Below are 4,467 nucleotides of genomic sequence, written 5' to 3' on the forward strand. Positions count from 1 at the left end.
CCTCCCTCCGGCCCCGGGCCGGCGGCCGGTCGCCGCGCCGGCCCGCCCGCGGCGCCCCCCCCCCCGCCCCCCCCCCCCCCCCGGGGGGCCCCCCCCCCCCCCCGCCCCCCCCCCCCCCCGGGGGACCTCGGGACATCAGTGACGTGAGCGGTGCCGGGCGGGTCGTGCCTCGCGGGCGTCATCCGCGCAGTCGGGGTTTTCGCAGGGGCCCGCGCGCCACACCGGGACGAAGATCCCGAGGGATTTGTGGCGGTGGATCTCGGAGGGGACGGGCTGTTTGCAGGTCGGGCACATGAAAGCGGCCCGCTGGTGGAGGTCACGCTTTTTGCTGTCCATTTACTCACGATAGGTCCGGCGGCAGGCTTTGGAAAGTCTTTCCCTCTGCTTTGCCTCCGCCTTACTTGTTCTTATCGGCGCCGGACGCGCCCGCATCGCTCGTGTCGCTCGGCGGGCGGCGCATGCTGAGCGTCACCGACACCGCCAGAATGACGACGATCACCGCCAGGCTGATCGGCGAGGGGATCTCCGGGATCGAGGTGCTGATCATCTTGTGGCAGGCCTGGAGGACGAGCTTGACCGCGATGAAGGCGAGGATGACCGCCAGCCCGTGGCTCAGGTAGTGGAACCGGTCCAGCAGCCCCGCCAGCAGGAAGTACAGGGCCCGCAGCCCCAGGATCGCGAAGGCGTTGCTGGTGTAGACGATGAACAGGTCGTCGCTGACCGCGAGCACCGCGGGCACGCTGTCGACCGCGAAGATGAGGTCGGCCGCCTCGATCGCGGCGACCACCGCGAGCAGCGGGGTGGCGATGCGCCGCCCCTCCTTGTGGACGACGAAATGCGTCCCGGAATACTCGTCCTGAACCGGCATGATCTTCCGCAGCGCCCGCACCGCGAAGCTCTTGCCCGGGTCGAAATTCTCCTCCTGGCCGCTGAGGATTTTGTAGCTGCTGTAGAGAAGGATCGCGGCGAAGAGGAACAGGACGAAGGTGAAGCGGTTCACCACCGCGACACCAGCGGTCAGGAAGATCGCCCGGAACACCAGGGCGCCGATGACGCCGTAGAAAAGCACCCGGTGCTGATACTCCCGGGGCACCTTGAAATACGCGAAGATCAGCGCGAAGACGAAGAGGTTGTCGACCGAGAGGCTCTTCTCCAGCAGCCACGCGGTCGTGTACTCCGTTCCGGCGGTCGTCCCCAGCGTCAGGAAGACGACCCCGCCGAAGACCAGCGCGAGACCCACCCACAGGGCGCTCCACAGCCCGGCCTCCTTGAAGCCGATGACATGCGCCTTGCGGTGCGCCAGAAGGTCGACCGTCAGGGAGACGACGACGGTCACGGCGAACACGATCCACAGCCACACCGGTACGTCCACGCCGGAGACCTCCCACTCGGGTTTTTACGAGTGTGCCCCGCCCGCCCCGTTGCCGCCCGCCGGAGGCCGCCGGGTGGCGGCAGCGACCGAGGCCATCAGCTCCGCGTCGAGGAACGCGGGATCGGCCAGCCGGGTGGCGGCGGCGCAGGAGTTCAGCAGCGCCTTGGTGACCCGCAGCGCGGCCTCCGGGCGGCGCACCACCGGCTTCGCCCAGGCCGCGACCGCGTCGTCCAGCTCCGCCTCGGGCGCCACCTGCTGGAGCACCGACAGCTCGCGGGCCTCGGCGGCCCCGAAGGCCCGGCCGGTCAGGATCAGCTCGCGGACCCGGGCCGCGCCCACCTCGTGGATCAGCCGGGGCAGCAGCCCGCCCCAGGCGGTCGGCAGCCCGAGCGCCAGCTCCGGCAGCCGGACGGAAGGAGGCGTTCTCCGCCCCGACCCGCAGATCGCAGGCGAGGGCCAGCGCGAACCCCGCGCCGACCGCCTTGCCCCGCACTCGGGCGATGGTCACCACCCGGGCGCCCGACAGCGCCTCGCAGACCCGGCGGCCTTCTCGCCGGCGACCCGGATGCCCCGGCCCGTCGGGTCCTCCTCCAGCCACTGGCCGAACTCGGTACGGTCCCCGCCCAGGCAGAAGTCGTCCCCCACCGCGCCGAGCACCAGCACCCGCACCTCCGGGTCGGGTACGGCGACGATGTCCAGCATATGCGAATTGTCGGACCGTGAGTCATACGCGGAACACGTCGAGGAACGAACTCCACCAGCCCTTCTGCTTCTTGGCCGGCTCGGGAGTGTGACGGGGCGTCACCGGTGCTGCGGAGGAGGTGTTCCGGTACGGGTCGGGGAGCTGGGCCGAGGTCTGCGCCGGCGGCTGCGCCCCGGGGCCCGTATGCCGCGCGGCCGTCGGCGTGAACCGTACGGGCAGCGCGATCAGGGCCCGGTGGAAGGGGCCCGGCCGCCAGGCCACGCCCGAGGCGGGCACGGCCAGCGAGAGGTCCGGGACGGTGTTGAGGATCTTCTCGATCGCGGTCAGCGCGATCAGCGTCGCGGGCGACTTGGCGGGACACACGTGCGGGCCCGCGCCCCAGGCCAGATGTGCGCCCTTGCTGAGGGTCTGGCGGGTGTCGGTGAGCCCCGGGTCACTGTTCGCGGCGGCGAAGCTGATCAGCACGGGCGTCTCCGCCTTCAGCACCACCCCGTCCAGCTCGATGTCCCGCACCGGGTAGTGCGTGGCGTAGTTGGCGATCGGCGGGTTGTTCCACAGGACGTCGTCCAGCGCGTCCTCGACGAGCATCCCCGAACCACGCCGCTCCGGCGCGCCCGGCTGCTCGCCCGCGAGCATGAGCAGCAGCGCGTTGGCGATCAGATTGCGCTCCGGCTCCACGCCCGCGCCCATCAGCACCACCAGCTGGTCCTTCAGCTCCTCGTCCCGCAGCCCCGCCGGGTGCTGGATGAGCCAGGAGGTGACGTCGTCGCCGGGCTGGCGGCGCTTGATCGAGACCAGCTCCATCAGGCACTCGGTCAGCTCCTCGTTGGCACGCAGCACGTCCTCGCCGTCGAAGATCGCCGACATCGAGCGGGTCAGCCGGTCACCGATGTCGCCGGGGCAGCCGAAGATCTGGTTGAACAGCAGCAGCGGCAGGAGCTTGGCGTACTCGTTGAGCAGGTCGGCGGTGCCGCGCTCGATGAACTGGTCGATCAGGTAGTCGGCGATCCGCTCGACGTCCCGGCTCAGCCGGCTGCTGTTCAGCCGGGCCAGCGACTCGGTGACCGCCTTGCGCAGCCGCAGGTGCTCCGCGCCGTCGGTGAACAGGCAGTTGGGCCGGTAGACCATCATCGGCAGCACCGGGCTGTCCATCGGTACGGCACCCTCGCGCAGCGCGGCCCAGCGCCGCGAGTCCCGGGCGAACAGCGCCGGGTTCTGCAGCACCCGCAGCGCCGCCTCGTGCTGCACGATCAGCGTGGCGTTCACCCCGGGGGCCAGCTCGACGGGCGCGGCGGGGCCGTGCGTGCGTGCCGCGTCGTAGAAGCGGTGCGGATCGGCGGCGAACTCCGGTCCGTACAGCGGCGTCTGCTGCTGGGGTTGCTGCTGGTGCATGGGGCACCCGGCGGGGGCGCTGTACGGGTTGGCTCCCGGCTGCGGGTCCATGGCGGCTTCCTCGGTGTGATCGCGGGGCCGTCGAAGGCCCCGGCTTCCGGATTCGTTGGGGGTACGTCAGGCCGCGTGCGCCAGCAGGTGGCGGACCAGCGTGATCAGGGCCTGCGCGGAGGACCTCTGGTCCCGGGCGTCGCAGAAGACGACCGGGGTGTCCGGCAGCAGGTCGAGCGCCTCGCGCAGTTCGTCCTCGGCGTGCTGCGAGTACGGGTCGAAGCTGTTGACGGCGACCGCGTACTCCAGCCCGTACGTCTCGACGAGGTCGATGACGGGGAACGTGTCGGCGAGCCGCGCCGGGTCGACCAGGAGCAGCGCCCCCAGCGAACCGCGCGCCATGTCCTCCCACAGCTCCACGAACCGCTGCTGCCCCGGCGTACCGAACAGGTAGAGCACCAGCTCGTCGCTGAGGGTGAGCCGGCCGAAGTCCAGGGCGACCGTCGTCGTCGTCTTGTCGGGCGCCCCGCGCAGATCGTCGACCTGGGCCGCGGCCTGGGTCATCCGCTCCTCGGTGCGCAGCGGGGTGATCTCGGACAGGGTGCCGATCAGTGTGGTCTTGCCCACCGCGAAGTGCCCGACGACGAGGATCTTCGCCGCGCGCTGCACCGCGTCCGGCACATAGATGCTCTCAGCCGAACCGGACTTGGAGTCCATGCAACACCTCTTCGAGGATCTTCCTGTCAACGAGCTGGGCCGGCGGCGGCGCCTTGCGGCGCAGCAGGTGTCCCTGCTGGTGTAAATCCTGGAGCAGCAGACGGGCCACCCCGACCGGCAGGCCGAGGTGGCCGGCGACCTCGGCCACCGAGAGATAGCCGCCGGAGCACAGCTCCCAGATCGCCCTGACCTCGGGGCTGGGGCTCGGCGGGGGCTTGGGGGTCTCGGGGGCCGCGGGGTTCTCGCGGGCCGTCCCGTCGGCCGCCGCCGGGGTGGCCTGGTGGGCCTACGC

Annotated in this window: 3 protein-coding genes and 2 pseudogenes; all 5 read right to left on the reverse strand. The window is 71.2% G+C overall.

The annotated features are described in order from the left end of the window. Nucleotides 1–397: 397 nt before the first annotated feature. A complete protein-coding gene (locus JS521_RS30815) occupies nucleotides 398–1,372 on the reverse strand; it encodes a TerC family protein (RefSeq protein ID WP_205086217.1) in 975 nt (324 codons plus the stop codon). A gap of 24 nt (nucleotides 1,373–1,396) precedes the next feature. Continuing rightward, nucleotides 1,397–2,074: pseudogene (locus JS521_RS30820) on the reverse strand (enoyl-CoA hydratase/isomerase family protein). 22 nt (nucleotides 2,075–2,096) lie between these two features. Further along, nucleotides 2,097–3,518, reverse strand: a complete 1,422-nt coding sequence (locus tag JS521_RS30825; RefSeq protein WP_205086218.1) for a cytochrome P450 family protein — start codon at nucleotides 3,516–3,518, stop codon at nucleotides 2,097–2,099. 66 nt (nucleotides 3,519–3,584) lie between these two features. Beyond that, complete coding sequence (locus JS521_RS30830) at nucleotides 3,585–4,175, reverse strand: GTP-binding protein (RefSeq protein WP_205086219.1); 591 nt, start codon at nucleotides 4,173–4,175, stop codon at nucleotides 3,585–3,587. Beyond that, nucleotides 4,150–4,392 (reverse strand): annotated as a pseudogene (locus JS521_RS30835) (DUF742 domain-containing protein); the annotation flags it as partial. The pseudogene JS521_RS30835 and the gene JS521_RS30830, both read right to left, overlap by 26 nt. Between the last annotated feature and the right edge of the window lie 75 nt (nucleotides 4,393–4,467).

Source organism: Streptomyces durocortorensis, from assembly GCF_016901035.1.
Lineage (GTDB): Bacteria > Actinomycetota > Actinomycetes > Streptomycetales > Streptomycetaceae > Streptomyces > Streptomyces durocortorensis.